Raw genomic sequence first — 1,212 nt, 5'->3', positions numbered from 1 at the left:
ATAAACACTATACACAAAGGGTTTTCGTGTAAAACAATAGATTCACCACTGAGGCTACACACATTTCTTACTCGAAGACCATTGTGCCGTGTTGCAAATTATAACTGATTTTATTGTGGTGTATCTCCATCAGGTTCAGCCGCTTTTTGAGAACGAATTGGTTTTTGACCCAAATATCCTTCTTCTCGAAAGGAAAATGCAGCATATTTTCCCATAATGATATGATCCAAAATATGAATTTGAAAAGGAAAGAGAGCCGTTTCCAGCGCGTGAGTTAATGCTATATCTGCTCTCGAAGGACGAGGATCTCCAGAAGGATGATTATGGATTAGGATAAGATTAGCACTATTAAGCTCTAAACAGCGCCGCATTAAGGGTCTAGGATACAAGGCAACTTCATCTAATGTTCCGGTTTGTATGGTTTCTTCATGAATGAGTTCGTATTTTTTATTTAAAAAAAAGACACGAAATTCTTCTTGACTTAAGTGGCTCATAGTAATATAAGCATAGTTCATTACTTTATCTATATTGTTTAATACGGGGGCTTGTTGAATTTCTCGAATTAAAAGTCGACGAGCGATTTCGTGAAAACATAGAATACCCCAATGAGACGAAAGCTCTGAGCGAAAAAATACTCCCCACAACGAACCATGCTTTTCCAATAGCGTCTTAGCTAAGGGTTTCATATCTTTTCTGGGATATAACAATCCTAAAAATAATTCTAAAAGTTCATAATCTGGCAACGCTTGAGGTGCGGTTAAAAATCTGGCCTTCAAGCGTTGCCGATGTCCAATATACAAGGGCTTTTTTTGTGGAGTACTCATGCGCTCAAGGGATAAAACAACACCTGATCTTCAAAGAAAGTATTCCATTTTTTGATAACAATAAAAACCCCCTATTTTTTACTGCTTACCCCTTCTTTAGCGTAAAAGTTTTTTAGGTTCCCTGTAAAAAAAAATTAATATAGAGTAATGAAATTATCCAAAAACTTAATAAATTCCAAGATCTTAGGTTTTTGGTAGGGTAAGCCTTCATCACAGAAGAAGTCCAGGAAGTTGGACACACTTTGTAAAGATCAGACTATTGATCGAGCAATGTTACAGGGTACGAAGAACTTTTTGTATAGTAAATCACAGAGTATTAAGTGTGAAAAAGAATCGGGTTAAAGCCTGAGATCATCGAGAAAATTCTGTAATTCTAGCCCAGAATGTC

At 36.4% G+C, this 1,212-nt stretch carries 1 protein-coding gene; it reads right to left on the bottom strand.

Features of this window, described 5'->3' with window-relative positions; all coding sequences use genetic code 11:
- Positions 1–110: 110 nt before the first annotated feature.
- Positions 111–824, bottom strand: a complete 714-nt coding sequence (locus HCUR_RS00730) for a JAB domain-containing protein (RefSeq protein ID WP_104206316.1) — start codon at positions 822–824, stop codon at positions 111–113.
- Between the last annotated feature and the right edge of the window lie 388 nt (positions 825–1,212).

It is taken from the genome of Holospora curviuscula (assembly GCF_002930195.1).
Lineage (GTDB): Bacteria > Pseudomonadota > Alphaproteobacteria > Holosporales > Holosporaceae > Holospora > Holospora curviuscula.
This window is presented reverse-complemented; position numbering and strand designations above follow the sequence as displayed.